General features: G+C 59.4%; 12 protein-coding genes. 4 read left to right on the forward strand and 8 right to left on the reverse strand.

Going from position 1 to position 16,852, the window contains the following annotated elements; all coding sequences use genetic code 11:
* Window positions 1-7: 7 nt before the first annotated feature.
* Window positions 8-1,861, reverse strand: coding sequence for an ABC transporter ATP-binding protein (locus FHX06_RS13455; RefSeq protein ID WP_183850033.1), 1,854 nt, complete (start codon window positions 1,859-1,861; stop codon window positions 8-10).
* 312 nt (window positions 1,862-2,173) lie between these two features.
* Here FHX06_RS13455 and FHX06_RS13460 point away from each other — a divergent pair, with 312 nt between their 5' ends.
* From FHX06_RS13460 to FHX06_RS13470, 3 genes are all read left to right on the forward strand, one after another.
* Window positions 2,174-3,043 carry an aldose 1-epimerase family protein gene (locus FHX06_RS13460; protein ID WP_113210094.1) on the forward strand — a complete coding sequence of 290 codons (870 nt, stop codon included), beginning with the start codon at window positions 2,174-2,176 and terminating at the stop codon, window positions 3,041-3,043.
* Window positions 3,044-3,318: 275 nt separating this feature from the next.
* Entirely contained in the window at window positions 3,319-4,725 is a 1,407-nt protein-coding gene (locus tag FHX06_RS13465; RefSeq protein ID WP_113210239.1) for an FAD/NAD(P)-binding protein, read from the forward strand.
* Window positions 4,726-4,802: 77 nt separating this feature from the next.
* Window positions 4,803-6,728: a PAS domain-containing sensor histidine kinase gene (locus FHX06_RS13470; RefSeq protein WP_183879625.1), complete on the forward strand. Its 1,926-nt coding sequence runs from the start codon at window positions 4,803-4,805 to the stop codon at window positions 6,726-6,728.
* An 8-nt stretch (window positions 6,729-6,736) separates the two neighbouring features.
* Here FHX06_RS13470 and FHX06_RS13475 read toward each other — a convergent pair whose 3' ends face one another.
* From FHX06_RS13475 to cyoA, 5 genes are read right to left on the reverse strand one after another with little or no spacing between them, the layout of a single operon-like run.
* Window positions 6,737-7,495, reverse strand: a complete 759-nt coding sequence (locus FHX06_RS13475; protein ID WP_113210096.1) for an SURF1 family protein — start codon at window positions 7,493-7,495, stop codon at window positions 6,737-6,739.
* Between the two features lie 45 nt (window positions 7,496-7,540).
* Entirely contained in the window at window positions 7,541-7,942 is a 402-nt protein-coding gene (gene cyoD / locus FHX06_RS13480) for a cytochrome o ubiquinol oxidase subunit IV (RefSeq protein WP_112968984.1), read from the reverse strand.
* On the reverse strand, window positions 7,939-8,559 hold the full coding sequence (gene cyoC, locus FHX06_RS13485) for a cytochrome o ubiquinol oxidase subunit III (RefSeq protein ID WP_112546136.1): 621 nt from the start codon (window positions 8,557-8,559) through the stop codon (window positions 7,939-7,941). Before cyoC ends, cyoD begins: the two co-directional genes overlap by 4 nt.
* Window positions 8,560-8,565: 6 nt before the next feature.
* Window positions 8,566-10,569: a cytochrome o ubiquinol oxidase subunit I gene (gene cyoB, locus FHX06_RS13490; protein WP_112546137.1), complete on the reverse strand. Its 2,004-nt coding sequence runs from the start codon at window positions 10,567-10,569 to the stop codon at window positions 8,566-8,568.
* Window positions 10,570-10,611: 42 nt separating this feature from the next.
* Window positions 10,612-11,775, reverse strand: a complete 1,164-nt coding sequence (gene cyoA / locus FHX06_RS13495; protein WP_113014511.1) for a ubiquinol oxidase subunit II — start codon at window positions 11,773-11,775, stop codon at window positions 10,612-10,614.
* Window positions 11,776-12,151: 376 nt separating this feature from the next.
* Here cyoA and FHX06_RS13500 point away from each other — a divergent pair, with 376 nt between their 5' ends.
* On the forward strand, window positions 12,152-13,483 hold the full coding sequence (locus FHX06_RS13500; RefSeq protein ID WP_112546139.1) for an MFS transporter: 1,332 nt from the start codon (window positions 12,152-12,154) through the stop codon (window positions 13,481-13,483).
* A 77-nt stretch (window positions 13,484-13,560) separates the two neighbouring features.
* Here FHX06_RS13500 and FHX06_RS13505 read toward each other — a convergent pair whose 3' ends face one another.
* Entirely contained in the window at window positions 13,561-14,028 is a 468-nt protein-coding gene (locus tag FHX06_RS13505; protein ID WP_112546343.1) for a cyclic nucleotide-binding domain-containing protein, read from the reverse strand.
* A 95-nt stretch (window positions 14,029-14,123) separates the two neighbouring features.
* Window positions 14,124-16,838, reverse strand: coding sequence for an ABC transporter transmembrane domain-containing protein (locus FHX06_RS13510; RefSeq protein WP_113114512.1), 2,715 nt, complete (start codon window positions 16,836-16,838; stop codon window positions 14,124-14,126).
* Between the last annotated feature and the right edge of the window lie 14 nt (window positions 16,839-16,852).

The following is a 16,852-nucleotide window of genomic DNA, read 5'->3' on the forward strand; positions in this document are numbered from 1 at the left end:
CGGTTTCTTACGCGCTCAAAGCGTCGTCGCCCGGTCGCACCTGCAAATCGTACAGTGCCTTGTATCGGCCGCCGAGCGCCAGGAGCTCGTCATGCGTGCCCTGCTCGACGATGCGGCCGTCCTCGATGAAGAAAATCTTGTCGGCATGCATCAGCGAGCTCAGGCGATGGGCAACGATGATCGTCACCCGATCGGCGGCGTAGCGGCGCATGGCGCTGCGAATGCGCTGCTCCGTTGCCGCATCGATTGCTGCGGTCGAATCGTCGAAGACCATCACGGCTGGCTTTAGCATCAGCGCACGGGCGATCGAAAGCCTCTGGCGCTGGCCGCCCGAAAGCGAGACGCCGCGTTCGCCGACGACCGTGCCGTAGCCGGTCGGCAGGCCGAGTACGTAATTGTGGAGCTGTGCACTTTCGCTGGCGCGCTCGATACGGCCTTCCTTGGCCCAGGGGTCGCCATAGGCGATGTTGTTTTCGATCGTCGTGGTGAAGAGGAAGGAATCCTGCTGTACGACGGCGACGGAGCGGCGCAGCGACTGCAGCTTCGCCTTGCGGATATCCTGCCCATCGATGGTGATCTTGCCGGCAGTCGCATCATAAAAGCGCGGGATCAGATGGGCGAGCGTCGACTTGCCGCTACCCGGCGGGCCAACAATGCCGATGGTCTCGCCACGCCTTGCTTCGAAGCTGACGTCATGGAGCACTTCATGCATCGGCGAGGCCGGATAGGCGAAGCTGACATTCTCGAAGCGCAGCGTGCCGTCCGTGACCGCCAACTCCTTGGCATCCGGCGCATCGCGCACGGCAATTTCGAGGTCCAGCAGTTCGAAGAGGCGCGTGCCACAAGTCGAGGCGCGGGCGAAGGCGTTGACCATCAGGCCGAGCTGGCGCACCGGCATCTGCAAGATGGTCATGAAAGTCAGAAACGAGGCCAGCGTACCAACGGTGATCTCGCCGGAATGCACCTTGCCGCCACCGATCCACAGCACCAGGCCCATCGCCACAAAAAAGGAAAAGGTCATGGCACTGGTATTGATGACGCGGATACCTACGCGCTGGTGGGCAAGTTCCAGCGCATTCTTCGAGGCTGCTTCAAATTTCGAAAGCTCGTGATCCTGTGCTGCGAAGGCGCGAACGACACGAATGCCGCCGAGATTCTCTTCCATGATACGCGTCAGCACCGACAGCCGCTGCTGCAGGTCGAGCCAGGTGGCACGCAGGCGAAGCTGGGTGATTGAGGAGCGCCAGCCGACAAAAGGCACGAAAGAGAGCGCCAACAACCCAAGCACGACGTCAGTCGACAGGAGCATATAGGCACCGATGCCGATCAGCATGGAGAGAAGGAAGACGCGCACGAGCGCCGTCGAGAAATACATACGAACGCCTTCCAGATCGAGCAGGCCGACAGTGATGAGGTCGCCCGAATGCACGGTGTCGTGGAAGGAAAAAGAGAGACGTTGGATCTTTTCGTAGCAGGCAAGGCGCAACTCATAGCCCATATGGTGGCCGACCGCCTCGCTGTAATAGTTCTGGATCATCGTAAAGATGCCGCGGAGCACACTGGCGCCGAGCAGCAACAGCGCCGTCGTCAAAAGCGCATCCTGTGCCTGCTGCCCAAGCGTGCCGCCGTGAAGCGCCACCTGCGTATGGTCGACCGCCTGGCCGAGTAACCGGGGAATCAAGAGCTGGAAGGTTGAGGCGATCAGGGTCGCGCCGATGGCAAGACCTGCTTGCCAAGGATGGCGGAAGGCCATGACGGTGATGCGGAACAGTGTGTAGAGGCCCTTGCCCCACCCTGCCGCGGTTGCAAGCGCCATCGAAGCCGAAGGCTTCGTCGCGCGTATGGACGCATCGCTGCTCACGGTATTTTTCCAATAGATGTGTGCTCGGACCAAGCGAGCCCGGAAAGACGGCAAATCCATGAAGGGATTGATAGCGCACCCACATTTGCCGATTCCGACAGGGGGTTCAAGTAAAGAATTCACCAGTTGGTTATTTTTACGTGAGCCTTCCTCGCGTTGAACGGTAACGCTACCGCCACGCTCAGCTGACTACGTGCCTCAGGCGGATTCGTCTGCCGGAAAACGAAAGCCTCGGCGCTGTGCATCGCCAGTGGAAATCCATGTTGCGCGCATGTATGGTCCGCTCGCCAACCAGCACGAAGAGGGCGTTCGATGTCATCCACGGTCCGGATCGCAAATCAGTTTCTCACTGTCGACGTTTCCTCGCTCGGCGCCGAAATGCAGGCGCTGACATCAAGCGACGGCCGCTCCTGGGTCTGGAACGGCGACGCCGCCTTTTGGACCGGCCGTTCGCCGATCCTGTTTCCGATGGTCGGCAAGGCGCCGAACGACGTTCTGAAGGTTGCCGGTCACAGCGCCCCTATGGGCCAGCACGGCTTTGCCCGTCGCAGTGAATTTGCGCTGGCATCCTCGTCCGAAGCGAGTTGCCGCTATGAGCTTGCTGCTTCAGAGGCAACGAAGGCGGTTTATCCCTTCGATTTCCTGCTGGCCGTTATCCATAGTGTCGAGGGTCGGGCTTTAACCGTTGCCGCCGAAGTTACCAACCGCGATATCAGGCCGATGCCTTTCGGTCTCGGTTTTCATACCGCTTTCCGCTGGCCGCTGCCGGATGCTGCAAACAAGCCGCACACGGTCACGCTAGACAATGGAGCCGAGCCGGCGCTCGTCCGCCTTGAGGGCGGCTTGATCTCGCCGAAGAAACTTGCTTCACCTTTTGCTGCAGGCAGGCTTGTGCTCGACCATTCCATGTTCGAGCAGGATGCCATGATCTTTCCGGAAGGTGCGGGCCCCGGCCTGCGTTATGGAGTTGAGGGCGGTCCGTCCATGCATTTCAGCTTCGAGAACCTGCCCAACCTGGCGCTCTGGACCAAGCCCGGCGCGCCTTTCCTCTGCGTCGAGCCCTGGCACGGGACGGCTGCCGAAAATGGCGGTTCTGACGACCTTGAGGGACGCCCTTACACCAAGGTGCTTGCACCGGGCGAAACGTCGCGCTTTTCCTACACGGTCGAAATCCTCGCCTAGGCGGGGGCTCGTTTTCTGTTTTGGATCAGGGTGTTGGCCAGGTGGTAAAATAAACCTCTTGCAACATTGAGCTTTTCACGCTTTCATACACGACTAGTTTAATAGACTATGCGGCTGGGATGAGGATCTTTTCCAGCCAGGCCGGTTTCCAATGGAACCCGAGCCGGTGGTGAACGTTTTGCGTGGCCGCGTGAACCTGCCCAACGCATGACCTCAGAGGTCCTGCGTTGAAACCTTGATCGAAACACATGCGGATGAGCCGCAAGGGAGTTGAGATGACGGTTCAGGGACTTTTTTCGAGTAAGGCGAGTGCGGCGGCTCAGATTTCCGCCGTGCCGCGTATTGCGATCGTCGGCCGCGGCTTTTCCGGCATGATGATGGCGGTGGCGTTGATGCGCACCGTGCGCACGCCTTTTCACCTCCAGCTTTTCGATCCGAACTCCACGGTGAACGGCGGCCAGGCGTTGGCGTCTGCAAGGTCTTCGACCATCCTCAATACGCGTGTGCGTGATCTCTCCGTTTCGCTTGGCGATCCCGATGATTTCAACGACTGGCTTTGTAGCAACGCCGAATTCCGCGCCGCCGTGCCGGCCGCAATTCCCGGCTTCCGGCAGATCTTCGTCCCCCGTGAAATCTTCAGCGACTATGTCTACCAACGCTTTTCAGAAGCACTCGCCGCCCGCCGGGATATCACCGTCCAGGTCTGTCACGATCCGGTCGTGGCAATTCGCAGGAGCCACGGCAGCCGATTCGTGCTTGAAAGCGCAAATCCATCCAATCCGCTTTTCGATACCGTGATCCTCGCGACAGGCTACGGCCTGCCTCGACCCGAGGTCGACGAGCCGGAGGTGTCGCCGGTCAGGGCGCAGCGTCTCGTCGCCCGGCCGCATACGGTGATGCTCGGCAGCGGTATCAGGGTCGTAGACCAGCTGCTGCAGCTTCGTGACGCCGGTTATACCGGCCAGGTGACAATCATTTCGCGACATGGTTTCCTGCCGCAGAGCCACACGCCGAATTCCGCCGATCCGGTTTTTCCGGCCGAAGCGCTGCCGCAAAACCTGCCGGACATCGTTAGTTTCATCCGTCAGGCCTGCCGCGAAGCGGAAGAGGAGGGGCGAAGCTGGCAGTCGGTCATGAACGGCCTTCGCAAGCATGCCCGCTCGCTCTGGCGGTCGCTGCCGGCGCGTGAGAAGCGGCAATTCAACCGGCATCTGCGGGCGATCTATGACAGTCACCGCAACCGCCTGCCGGAGGCGATGCATCTGCGCCTCCAGCGGGAACTTGCCGAAGGTCGTACGGTGCTCAGGCGTGGCCGCGCCGGGCGTAGAGGTCTCAGCGGCCTTTTCTTCACGCCCGCCGGTTCGTCGAGCGAAGAAGTCATCCATGCCGAACGTATCGTCGATTGCCGCTGCCATGCGCCTGATCTTTCCGCTCCGCTGATGCAAAGCTTGCTGGCGGCGCGCCTTGCCATGCCTGACGAGCTCGCGCTTGGCCTGGCTGTCAATGCCCGCGGCGAAACGTTCCTGGACGACGGCTCGTCGATCGATGGGCTATTTGCGGTCGGTCCGCTTGGTCTCGGCAGCCTGCCGGACATCGATCTCGTGCCCGAAATCGTTACGCAGGCCTACGCGGCCTCCGATCGAATTGCGGAGCGCTTCTATCCACGAAGCCAGGCGGTTTAGCGAAATTCGTCACTTCCTTTGGAACCATCTGCCTGAGCCGGCGTTATGCTGCGCTGGTAATTCGTTTAGAGGGGCAGATGGAAGCCGTGGATCGATATGACGCGTCTCTTCAAGGCGAGGGGCGTTTTCGTCTCCTTGTCGATGCGATCACCGACTATGCGATCTACATGCTCAGCCCCGAAGGTTATGTGACGAGCTGGAATTCCGGCGCTCAGCGTTTCAAGGGCTATCGCGCCTCGGAAATTCTCGGCCAGCATTTTTCCCGGTTTTATCTGGATGCCGATCGGGAGGCTGGATTGCCCGCGCGGGCGCTCAGAATCGCCGCGACGGAAGGGCGCTTCGAGGGTGAAGGCTGGCGACAGCGCAAGGATGGTACACGCTTCTGGGCGCATGTGATCATCGATCCGATCCGCGATGCCTCCGGTGAGCTGATCGGCTTTGCCAAGATCACTCGCGATCTGACGGAGCGCAAGGCCGCCGAGAACGCGCTAAAGCGTAGCGAGGAGCAGTTTCGTCTGCTCGTCCAAGGCGTCTCCGATTATGCCATCTACATGCTGGATCCTGAGGGCCACGTAGCAAGCTGGAATTCCGGCGCCGAGCGCATCAAGGGTTATACCTCGGAAGAGATTATTGGCCGGCATTTCTCCACCTTTTATACCGACGAGGACCGCCTCGGCGGATTGCCGGAGCGGGCCCTGGCAACTGCCAGCCGGGACGGGCGCTTCGAGAGGGAAGGCTGGCGAGTACGCAAGGACGGCTCGCGCTTCTGGGCGCATATTGTTATCGACGCAATTAAGGATGATTTCGGCGATATTATTGGTTTTGCCAAGATCACCCGCGACATCACCGAGAAGATGGAGACGCAGCGTGCGCTGGAGCAAACGCGCGAAGAGCTTTTCCAGGCACAGAAGATGGAAGCCATCGGCCAGTTGACCGGTGGCGTCGCGCACGATTTCAACAACCTCCTGATGGCGGTGCTGGGGAGCCTCGAAATCCTCAAGAAGCGCATGCCACAGGATCCTGCTCTGTCGCCGCTTGTCGACAATGCCATGCTCGGTGCGCAGCGTGGTGCGGCGCTGACCCAGCGCATGCTCGCCTTTTCCCGCCGACAGGAGTTACAGGTCGAAAAGATCGATGTCTCCGCGCTTTTGCGCGGCATGATGGACATGGTCTCGCGTTCCCTCGGTCCGATCGCCACGCTTGAGACCGAGTTTCCCGAGAGCCTGCCGATGATTGCGACTGACCCGAACCAGTTAGAGGCGGCGGTGCTCAACCTCGTCGTCAATGCCCGCGACGCCATGCCTGGTGGCGGGCCTATTCGGATCAGAGCCACTGAGGAACTCGTGCCTGACGGCGGTACAATGCCGGCCGGCCACTATGTGTGTGTCGCCGTTGCCGATGAGGGCGAAGGCATGAGCGACGAGACGCTGAATCAGGCGGTGACTCCGTTCTTCACGACCAAGGGCATCGGCAAGGGAACGGGTCTCGGGCTCTCGATGGTGCAGGGGCTTGCTGCCCAGTCCGGCGGCAGGCTCGTGCTGAAGAGCCGGCTCGGTGAAGGCACGACAGCTGAGCTGTGGTTTCCTGTTACGGGAGCCGAAAGCATCGTAAAAGAACCTGAACAATCCGTGCCGGAAGCCGCAAATTGCTCACGGTCGCTGCGCATCCTTGCCGTCGACGACGACGGGTTGGTTCTGATGAACACCACGCTCATGCTGGAGGATCTCGGCCATACCGTAATCGAGGCGATGGCCGGTGCTGACGCGCTCGACATTCTTCGCATCGAAAACGTCGATCTGGTAATCTCCGATCACGCCATGCCGCGCATGACAGGGTCGCAGCTTGCTGTGGCTATTCGCAATGAATGGCCCGATATGCCGATCATACTCGCGACCGGTTTTGCAGAGATTCCCGAGGGCTCCGGCATCACCGACATACAACGGCTCGGCAAGCCCTTCTCGCAGGCGCAGCTGGCAGAGGCGATCAATCGCATTGCCCAATAAACGCCTCGCTAAGAGGCTCTGCGGATTCTGATCTCGCTCCGTATGATATAGGCCAGGAGCCCCGCCACCATGAGCGCCAGCACATACCAGGTGATGGCGTAAACAAGGTGGTTGTTGGGGAAATCGAGTACTGTCAGTCCACCCACGGGCACGCCACCGGCATTGGGCGTCGCGTCCGCGTCGATGAAGAAGGGGGCAACGTTCGAAAGACCGCGCTTCCCGGCAATGGCCGTGACATCGCGCGAATACCACCGATCGGAAGCCGGATTATTGGAACGGAGCAGCATGCCCTTCGGCTCTGTCATGCGCATCAGTCCGGTGACCCTGGCCTGTCCGCCGAGCTCGCTTTCCGGTCGCGAGGCCGGATCGCGGCGATCAGGCGGGACAAAACCGCGATTGACGAGGATCGCGCTTCCATCCGCGAGCCTGAGCGGCGCCAGCACCCAATAGCCGCTGCCGAGCGCTGTCGAGGCCGTGACCAGCGTTTCCTTGTCGTTCTCGAAAATGCCTGATGCCGTTACCCGCCGGTATTCATCATCGGCGGGATTGACCTTGTTCCAGTCGGCTTGTGCGGGCGGCGCGACGGGTTCGGCATGGACGCGCGCATCGACGCGGGCGATCAGATCGAGCTTCCAGGAAAGGCGATGGACCTGCCAGGTGCCGAGGGCGATCAATGCGGCGACGAGAGCCAGAAGCCCAAATCCCAGTATCGCCAGAGTGACGGGCGAACGCGGGCTGTCCGGATGGTCGGAAGAGATATCGGTCATCGATAACCGCAACGGGCGGCGTTGCCGCCGCCCGCTCCTTTGCCGTTACGGCATGTTTTTCATCATCTCAGGGCTCATGGGCATCATGTTCGTATTCAGGTGATACATGACCCAGAGCGAGCCCGAGAGCGCGATGGCGACGATGATGATCGTGAAGATCAGCGCCATGATCGTCCAGCCGCCTTCCGACTTCGTGTTCATGTGCAGGAAGAAGATCATGTGAACGACGATCTGCACGGCGGCGAGCGCCATCACCAAAATGGCAGTTACGGTATGGTTCTCGAAGACGCCGCCCATGACCAGCCAGAAGGGAATGGCGGTCAGGATGACGGACAGGACGAAGCCCGTCATGTAGCTCTTGAAGGTGCCGTGACCAGCCTGATGTCCGTGGCTGTGGCCGTGATGAGCCTCGTGGGCATCCTCATGTACGGGTGCTTGCGAACTCATCCGAGAACTCCCATCAGGTAGACGAAGGAAAAGACGCCGATCCAGACGACGTCGAGGAAGTGCCAGAACATGGAAAGGCACATGAGGCGTCGGCGGTTGGCTTCGATCAGACCATGCATGGATACCTGCACCATCAGGGTCACCAGCCACACGAGGCCGAAGGTCACGTGCAGACCGTGTGTGCCGACCAGTGTGAAGAAGGATGACAGGAAGGCGCTGCGCTGCGGGCCGGCGCCCTCATGGATCAGGTGCACGAACTCGTAGAGTTCGAGGCCGATGAAGGCTGCGCCGAAGAGGCCGGTGATTGCCAGCCAAAACAGCGTTTCCGCCTTTGCGTTTCGCTCCATCTGCAGCATCGCAAAGCCGTAGGTGATGGAGGAGAGCAGCAGCATCGAGGTGTTGATGGCCACCAGCGGCAGATCGAAGAGATCGGCCGGCGACGGACCGGCCGCATAGTTGCGGCCGAGCACGGCGTGAGTGGCAAACAGCACCGAGAAGATCAGGCAGTCGCTCATCAGGTAGAGCCAGAAGCCCAGATTGGTGCTGTTCTCCGGATGATGATCTTCGGTGAGGTAGAATTCAGGCTTCTCGGCCGTGTCGATAGTATGATCGCTCATGGTCTCTTACACCTGCTCGGCAAGCAATTGTGTGCGCTTGCCTTCCGTTTCGGTGACTTCGTCCGAGGGGATGTAGAAGTCGCGTTTGTAGTTGAACGTGTGGCCGATCGCGACGACGAACATGGCGACGGCGGAGAGCACGACCATCCACCAAATGTACCAGATCAGGCCGAAGGCGAGCGTAATGCTGAAGGCCGACAGGATCGCGCCAGTGCCGGTGTTCTTCGGCATGTGGATCGGCTTGAAGCCGCCGAGCGGGCGCTCGTAACCGCGGTTCTTCATGTCATACCAGCTGTCATGATCATGCACGACCGGCGTGAAGGCGAAGTTGTAATCCGGCGGCGGCGAAGAGGTCGACCATTCCAGCGTGCGGCCATCCCATGGATCACCGCTGTCATCACGCAGTTCTTCGCGCTTCCTGAAGGAGACGACGATCTGGATCAGGAAGGACGCGATGCCGAGAGCGATCAGCCCGACGCCGAAGGCAGCAATGATGAACCAGATCTGCAGCGACGGATCATCGAACTGGCTCATGCGACGGGTGACGCCCATCAGGCCAAGGATGTAGAGCGGCATGAAGGCGAACCAGAAGCCGATCTGCCAGAACCAGAAGCTCATCTTGCCCCAGAAGGGATCGAGCTTGAAGCCAAAGGCCTTCGGGAACCAGTAGTTCACGCCGGCGAACATGCCGAACAGGACGCCGCCGATGATCACGTTGTGGAAGTGCGCGATCAGGAACAGCGAGTTATGCAAGACGAAGTCTGCAGGAGGAACGGCAAGCATGACGCCGGTCATGCCGCCGATGACGAAGGTCACCATGAAGCCGACCGTCCAGAGCATCGGCACCTCGTAGCGGATACGGCCGCGATACATGGTGAAGAGCCAGTTGAACATCTTCGCCCCGGTGGGGATCGAAATGATCATCGTGGTGATGCCGAAAAACGAGTTGACGGAAGCGCCCGAACCCATCGTGAAGAAGTGGTGCAGCCACACGAGGTAGGACAGGATCATGATCACGCAGGTGGCGTAGACCATCGACGCGTAGCCGAACAGGCGCTTGCCGGAGAAGGTCGCAACCACTTCCGAGAAGATGCCGAAGGCCGGCAGGACGAGGATGTAGACTTCCGGGTGGCCCCAGATCCAGATGAGGTTGATATACATCATCGGATTGCCGCCGAGGTCGTTCGTGAAGAAGTTCGTCCCGGCATAGCGGTCGAGCGACAGGAGAGCGAGCGTTGCGGTCAGGATCGGGAAGGAGGCGACGATCAGGATGTTGGTGCAGAGTGCCGTCCAGGTGAAGACCGGCATCTTCATGAAGGTCATGCCCGGCGCGCGCATCTTCACGATGGTGGCGATCAGGTTGATGCCCGATAGCGTGGTGCCGACACCGGCGACCTGCAGGCCCCAGATATAATAGTCGACGCCGACGCCGGGACTATAGGCGGCACCCGAAAGCGGCGGATAGGCGAGCCAGCCGGTCTGGGCGAATTCGCCGATGAAGAGCGAGATCATGATGATGATCGCGCCCGCCGTCGTCATCCAGAACGAGAAGTTGTTGAGGAACGGGAAAGAGACGTCGCGCGCGCCGATCTGCAGCGGCACCACGAAGTTCATGAGGCCGGTGACGAAGGGCATCGCCACGAAGAAGATCATGATGACGCCGTGGGCGGTGAAGATCTGGTCGTAATGGTGCGGCGGCAGGTAGCCTTCATTGCCGTTGAAGGCGATCGCCTGCTGGCCACGCATCAGAAGCGCGTCGGAGAAGCCGCGCAGCAGCATGATGACGGCCAGAATCACGTACATGATGCCGATCTTCTTGTGGTCGACACTGCAGATCCAGTCGCGCCAGAGCGGACCCCAGAACTTGAAATAGGTGATGACGCCGAGCACCGCGATGGCGCCGATGACGACGCCGATAAACGTCACGACCAGAATCGGCTCGTGATACGGGATCGCGTCGAGGGTTAACCGGCCGAAGATGAACTTCAGGAGGTCAGGATTGGAAAACATGGAACAACCCGTTCATTATGTCTTACGACGCAAAGCGCCAGGTTAATTGTTATTGTTGAGCTGCGCAGGCGCAGGGCCGCCGCCATTGCTCATGCCGGGCATGGAATGGCCATCATGCTGCATGTCCATTCCGGGCATGTTCTGCATGCTGTTGCCATCGGTGCTTTCGGCAGGCTCGCTGCGTGCGGGAGCGCCTGTTGCAGGTACCGTCGCCGCGGGCGCGACGATGCCCTCGTCAGCATGGCGATTGTCGTAGGTCAGCTTTTCGCGGTTCGCTTCGCTCTCCTTGCCGCCGCCGCCCATCATGTCGATGTGCATCATCTCGTTCATGCACATTTTGCCGGGTGTGGCGCACATGTTGAGGATCGCGTCGTAGAGATCGGCGTCGGCGCCGGCATAGTAGCGCACCGGCTCCTTCTCGCTCGGCTTTTCGAGCTTCAGATAGGCGTCGCGGTTGAGCATCGTGCCGCGCTGCTTGACCTGCGCCACCCAGGCATCGAAGCCCTCCTGGTTCAGGCCGTGGAATTTGAAGCGCATATTCGAGAAACCTTCGCCGCTGTAATTGGCGGAGAAGCCGTCATATTCGCCTTCCTTGTTGATGACGGCGTGCAGTCTCGTCTGCATGCCCGGCATGGCGTAGATCTGGCCGGCAAGGGCGGGGATGAAGAAGGAGTTCATCACCGACGAGGAGGTAATCTTGAAACTGATCGGGACATCAACCGGTGCTGCGAGCTCGTTGACGGTCGCAATGCCGAGGTCCGGGTATAAGAACAGCCATTTCCAGTCGAGCGCCACGACCTCGACGGTCAGCGGCTTGGTATCTGCCGGAATGGCGCGCTCCGCGTCGATACGGTCAAGCGGCCGATAGGGATCAAGCTTATGCGTCGAAATCCAGGTGACCGCGCCGAGCGCGATGATGATGGCGAGCGGTGCTGCCCAGATCACGATTTCGAGACGCGTGGAATGATGCCATTCGGGCGCGTAGTTCGCGGCCGTATTTGAGCGCCGGTAACGCCAGGCGAAAAACAGTGTGAGGAAGATCACCGGAATGATGATCAGAAGCATCAGCACCGTCGAGACGATGATGAGGTCGCGTTGCTGGGCAGCAATATCGCCCGAAGGCGACATGACTACCAAGTTGCATCCTGCCAAAAAAAACAGCGGCAAGATTAATAGAAGGCGGGAAAACTTTGGCAGTTTTTGCACGTCTCTAAGCTCTTTTTGTTTCGTTCAATTGCCGACTAAAGCACTGGCACAAGCAGCGATATGAGGTCTTTGGTCGCAGTGCAACATGCATTTTGCACCGCGGGAGAAGTCAGCTTCCACGGCGCCCCTAAAATCCTGATAACAGTAAGAAGGAATTTCTCCGGCGCCGCCTTGTGTATAGCTGAAAAGCAGGGCCTTGCCCAATAAAACTCTGGAATAGGTTGGGATAGGTATCACGCGATTTTGACGTCGCATCGTTTTTTGAGAATTCGACGTCAACTATTTGCGCGATCAGGACTTGATAAGCTGCAAATATGGAACAAGATCAGCTTGAGGTGCTTTGTAAAAAGCACCTTGAACGAGGGAGGCGTTTCATATGGCCACTGTAGCCCATTTAGGACCATCATCTTCATCGCTGGAACGGGATGCGCGGCGCATCCACGATGACAAACCGGTTTCGCCCGGCAGCATCGCGGTCGGCGTGGTGATCGGTCGCATGTCTGAATTTTTTGATTTCTTCGTTTACGGCCTCGCGTCCGTACTCGTGTTTCCACAACTTGTATTTCCCTTCGCGCCGGATCGGCTGACGGGCACCCTCTATTCCTTCGCGATTTTCTCGCTGGCGTTTCTCGCCCGTCCCGTCGGCTCGGTTGTCTTCATGACGATCGACCGCTTCTATGGACGCGGCACCAAGCTCACCATCGCACTCTTCCTGCTCGGTGGTTCTACGGCATCGATTGCCTTCCTGCCGGGCTATGATGAAATCGGCTACTGGTCGATTGCGCTGTTGGCACTTTTCCGCCTGGGCCAGGGTTTTGCGCTCGGTGGTGCCTGGGACGGTCTCGCTTCCCTGCTCGCACTTAACGCGCCGCCGAATCACCGCGGCTGGTACGCAATGATTCCGCAGCTCGGCGCGCCCATCGGTTTTGCGCTGGCGAGCATCCTGTTCGGTTACTTTGTCGCCAATCTTTCCTCAGAGGACTTCCTCTCGTGGGGCTGGCGTTATCCGTTCTTCGTGGCCTTCGCGATCAATGTCGTCGCGCTTTTTGCCCGTCTTCGCCTCGTCATGACCAAGGAATTCGGCACGCTGCTCGAACAGCATGAGCTCGAAGCAGCACCAATCCTCGACGTACTGCGCGTCCACGGCCGCGATATCCTGATCGGCGCTTTCGTGCCGCTTGCAAGCTTTGCCATGTTCCACCTCGTCACGATCTTCCCGCTCAGCTGGATGAACCTTTATGGCAACCAGCCGATCGGCGCCTTCATGGTGGTTCAGGTCGTTGGCGCCATGGTCGGTATCTTCGCGATCATTGCGTCGGGTGTGATTGCCGATCGTATCGGCCGGCGTAAGCAACTGGCGATCTGCGCGGTGCTGATCGCGATCTTCAGCTTCGTTGGTCCATTCCTGATCGGCGCCGGCAATAGCGGCCACGATGCCTTCGTCATCATCGGCTTCGGCGTGCTCGGCCTTTCCTTCGGCCAGGCGACCGGTTCGATCTCCTCGCGCTTCGGCCGCGGCTATCGCTATACGGGTGCTGCCTTCACCTCCGACCTTGCCTGGCTCATTGGCGCAGGCTTCGCACCGCTTGTCGCACTCAGCCTGTCCAGTGAGTTCGGCCTGACCTTCGTCGGCTACTACCTGCTGTCGGGTGCGATTTGCACGCTCGCTGCCCTCGCCTTCAATAGGGCGCTGGAACAGCGCGAGTAGGGCACCGAAGGACTCAACGAAAAGGCCCGCCGGGGAAACCCGGCGGGCCTTTTCGTTTACAATCTATTTTCGGAGTTTCACTGCGCCATCTGCGGCTGCTTGGCTGAACGTGCGGCGGTCAGTTCGGCAGTCGTATGGTTGAGCCGGTCCGCGAGCACACGCATGATCTCCACGGCCATCTCCGGAAAATCGCTCAGAAGCTTGAGGAAATGTTCCTTGCTGATGCGCAGGACTTCGAGCGGTGAGGTGGCGCGCACGGTCGCGGTACGCGAGACGTCGCAGAGAATCGCGATTTCGCCGACAATGGAATTGACCTCGACATCGGCGACCTTGATTTCGCCGGCAGGCGAGGAAACGATGATATCGGCCGTGCCTGACAGAACGACGTAGGCGGCGTCGCCGACATCGCCCTGACGGAACAGGTTTTGGCCTGGGTGGTACGTCATGCGGTCCGAGGTGAAGGCCAAGAGCTTGAGTTTCGCTGGTGCGATCCTCGAAAAGATCGGCACCCGCCGCAGCATTTCTACTTCATCTCTCAACAGCATGAGTGCTACACCCCCTGCCGCATGGTCCTTGATCATGCGCTAAAAACCAACTCCAAGCGCCTTGCAGGCGCCGTCTCTGCCGCCCCAATAGAGTATTACGATAACAGTTCCTTGAACATACCGTTTTTCTCGGAAAGTTCCGGATAGTTGCCCGCCTCGGCAAGATCGCCGCGATCGAAGAGCAATATTCGATCGAAGATTTCCGCCAGCTTGGCGTTGGACAACACCCAGATAATTGCCGGGCGTTTGCCTTCCTCGTGAAGGTCTTCAATGATGTTGTGGGTAATCTGGTCCTGGATGCGCTGGTCGAGCGCCGGGATCGGCCGGTTGAAGATAAAGTAATCGGAACGCTTGAGCAGCGCCCGCGCCAGATTGAGTTTCTGTCGCTGTACCCCTGTCAGGCGCTTGCCGCCGGAGCCGACATCGAATTCCAGCCCGATCGACAATACATCGTCATAGAGATCGAGCGCATCGAACAGTTCGCCCATGATCAGGCGGATGCGATCGGAAGCATCGGCCTGCTGATAGGCGATGCGGCCGAAGAGCACATTGTCCATCAGGCTCGCGGAGGCCGTGAAGCGGCTGATGTCATAACGCTCGATCAGCTCGGCGAGATCATCGGGGATGTTTTGATGGAACTGCTTGCGGGCATTGACAATCTTGTCCATCAGCGCCTGCGTCAAGAGACCGAAGCGGTGCCGCGGTTCGATATAGGCAAAGCTCAGGCGGATGATGCTTGCCCGGTCTTCAGGCGTAGCATCCTCGAAGCGCTTGCCCTGCAGCTTCTGCAGCAATGCCTGGTAGGTCGGAATGTCATCCGCCGTCATGAAGGTAAGCTGCTGGAAGAAGGGGTGGTCCGGCGGCAGGTCGTGGAAGAGTTCCACCGCGTTCTCGGCAATTTCCAGGCCCATCGCGTAAAGGTCTGTGCTCAGCCCGGTGTCGCGGAAGAGCTGTTGGAAATAGGGATGGCCGGCAAGCCGGCGGTTGTTCATCAGCGGCCGTTTCATCGTGCCGAAGAGCAGGTTTTCGCCAACAGTCGCCTGCGTGTTGTAGGCGTCGAAATCAAAGGGCACGACGATTGCGTCAAGATTTTCAGCGGCAAGTCGTTCGCGCAGCGATGTTCTGAGCTCCACGATATGGCTGCCAAGTGCGGTATGCACTTCGGTATTGACGGTCGAGCGCAATGCCAAATCCAGAATGTCCTGCGACATCAGCACGGCGTCGAGTACCGGCCGGATCGCTTTCAGCAGATCTTCAGGTCCCTTGGCGCCGGCAGAGTTATAGTCGACCCAGTCGCTGTTGAGATCGAGGATCGGATTGCCGGCCTTCTGTGATTCCGTGACATGCCATTTATATTCCTGCGCTGTCTTGTCGTCATATTCAGGCTCTTTCATCGGCGCGTGCTTCAGGCCGTAGAGCAGGTTATCGCGCAGCGTGCCGTGGAAGAAATAACTGTCGGCAGAGGCATAGGAGATGCGCCGGCCAGTGATGGATTCGGGTAGATCCAGCAGGTCCTGTCCGTCGATGGTGATGCGGCCGGAATCCGGCCAGACGAGACGGCCAAGCGCTTCGGCGAAGGCTTCCGCACCACTGCCGTTCGGTCCGACGATCGCAACCGTCTCGTTCGGCTTGATCTCGACCGAGACGTGATCGACGAGACGTGCGCCGCTATCGTCGCTGACGGAGAGGTTGGTGACGACGAAGGCGCTCGTCAGGGGTGCCACCGGCGCGGTCGCGAGTTCCTGGATACGGCTGTCGATCAGCGGCTCAACATTGAACTGTTCGTAGACCTGCGCGTACTTGACCTGCACGTCCTGGCGCATCTGGTCCCAGTCGATCAGTTCTTTCAGCGGTCCAGGCAGATCCTTGTAAGCGGAAATAACGGCGACGAGCTGACCGATGTCGAGCCGACCCTGCAGCGCGAGATAACCGCCGATCGCGTAAAACAGAAAAGGTGTGACCTGGGCCAGGAAGTTGTTGATGAACTTGACCAGGAATTTCCACTGATAGAGGTCGTAGCGAATCGAGAAGATGCGTCCGAGGCGGGTCGCGATATCAGCGCGCTCGAAGTTGGATGTGTCGTTGCCGTGGATCGTGCCGATGCCGTCGACGATCTCGCCGACGCGGCCCGAGAGTTCACGTGCGGTCAGCTGGCGCTGACGGCCGAGTTCAAGCAGACGCTTGCGCATGCGGGGAATGACCACCGCCTGCACGCCGACAATGGCAGCCGCGATCATACCGAGCCAGAAATTTTGAATGATGATGAAGGCAAGTGCGGTAATCGCCTGGCCACCGAGAAGTGCGGGGGAGACGAATGCGTCGCCGGTGAAGCCCCCCATCGGCTCCACTTCGTCCTTGATCATGGTGGCGATTTCAGCGGATTTGACCCGCTTGAAATGGGCAGGCGGGAAGCGCAGCACGCGATCGATGAGTTCGAAGCGGATGCGGCGCAACATGCGCTCGCCGAGCCGGCCCTTGTAAGTATTGATGTAGAACTTGAAAAGGCCGTTCAGCACCACCAAGGCCAGGAAGACCAGGCTCAACGCCATCAGCATCTGGAAGCGATTGAGTTCCAGGCCCTTGAAGAACTCGACATGCCCGATCAGCGGGATGTCATAGGCGATGTGCATGAAAACCTGTCTTGCACCAGGCCCGTCGAAGCCGTCACCCTGGATAGGTCCGTTGACGATTTGCTTCGGCAAGTCGAAGGACAAGAAGTAGGGTACCATGGAAGCGGCGACGACCAGCAGAATCCAGAGCTGCTGCAGCCGCGTGTTCTTCCAGATGTAGCGCGCGAGGCTTTTTTCCATGGTTAACCGTCAGA

The organism is Rhizobium sp. BK512, from assembly GCF_014194915.1.
In the GTDB taxonomy this organism is placed as follows: domain Bacteria; phylum Pseudomonadota; class Alphaproteobacteria; order Rhizobiales; family Rhizobiaceae; genus Rhizobium.

What these genes read in the sequence shown, in the direction of transcription:
- FHX06_RS13505 (WP_112546343.1), bottom strand. Translation starts at nt 14,028, where the DNA reads ATGCTGTTGAGAGATGAAGTAGAAATGCTGCGGCGGGTGCCGATCTTT.
- FHX06_RS13465 (WP_113210239.1), top strand. Translation starts at nt 3,319, where the DNA reads ATGACGGTTCAGGGACTTTTTTCGAGTAAGGCGAGTGCGGCGGCTCAG.
- FHX06_RS13510 (WP_113114512.1), bottom strand. Translation starts at nt 16,838, where the DNA reads ATGGAAAAAAGCCTCGCGCGCTACATCTGGAAGAACACGCGGCTGCAG.
- FHX06_RS13500 (WP_112546139.1), top strand. Translation starts at nt 12,152, where the DNA reads ATGGCCACTGTAGCCCATTTAGGACCATCATCTTCATCGCTGGAACGG.
- cyoD (WP_112968984.1), bottom strand. Translation starts at nt 7,942, where the DNA reads ATGAGTTCGCAAGCACCCGTACATGAGGATGCCCACGAGGCTCATCAC.
- FHX06_RS13460 (WP_113210094.1), top strand. Translation starts at nt 2,174, where the DNA reads ATGTCATCCACGGTCCGGATCGCAAATCAGTTTCTCACTGTCGACGTT.
- FHX06_RS13475 (WP_113210096.1), bottom strand. Translation starts at nt 7,495, where the DNA reads ATGACCGATATCTCTTCCGACCATCCGGACAGCCCGCGTTCGCCCGTC.
- cyoC (WP_112546136.1), bottom strand. Translation starts at nt 8,559, where the DNA reads ATGAGCGATCATACTATCGACACGGCCGAGAAGCCTGAATTCTACCTC.
- FHX06_RS13470 (WP_183879625.1), top strand. Translation starts at nt 4,803, where the DNA reads ATGGAAGCCGTGGATCGATATGACGCGTCTCTTCAAGGCGAGGGGCGT.
- cyoB (WP_112546137.1), bottom strand. Translation starts at nt 10,569, where the DNA reads ATGTTTTCCAATCCTGACCTCCTGAAGTTCATCTTCGGCCGGTTAACC.